The organism is Roseimaritima sediminicola, from assembly GCF_009618275.1.
GTDB classification, from domain to species: domain Bacteria; phylum Planctomycetota; class Planctomycetia; order Pirellulales; family Pirellulaceae; genus Roseimaritima; species Roseimaritima sediminicola.
Map to the genome: position 1 here is coordinate 1 of NZ_WIAD01000157.1, position 559 is coordinate 559.

The 559-nt window shown below is 54.0% G+C and carries 1 protein-coding gene; it reads left to right on the forward strand.

The features are described from left to right. Positions 1-559 (forward strand): transposase (locus GE027_RS22685; RefSeq protein ID WP_261344081.1); only part of this gene is annotated, 559 nt, incomplete at both ends.

The following is a 559-nucleotide window of genomic DNA, read 5'->3' on the forward strand; positions in this document are numbered from 1 at the left end:
AACACTTCGCCAGGGCCAAGTCCACACTGCCAACGGCATGAACCGCTTCGTCGAAAACGTTGACCAGAAAGCTCATCGTATTGCCCAGCATGTTCAATACCGACTTGATGCTGGCTATACGATCGGCACGGTTATGGACGCACTGTCCAAGAAAACACGTCGTTTCATCGGTCGATTGAAATCCAATGCGAAGCTTGATCGAATGGCAAGGGAGCACCTCAGTCGTCCACCTGGAAGGCCTCCAGCAGGCGGTTACGAGGACGTCATTGAGCTGGGGAGTTATCAAGCCGACTCTTGGCAATACGCTCAGCGGTTGATTCTGGTTGTTGTCGACAAACCTGATCCGCGCACGGGGCAGCTTGACCTCATCCCGCAGTATTTTTTCCTCGTGACCAACTGGGACGAAGCGGCGCGTAGCGGCCGAGAAGTTCTCGCTCACTACCGTCGACGAGGTACCTTCGAAGATCGCCTCGGTGAGTTCAATGCTGCAATTGGGGTTCACTTGTCTCAGCAAAGTTTCAAAGCGAACGAAGCCACGATGCTGATGGCACTGCTGTCT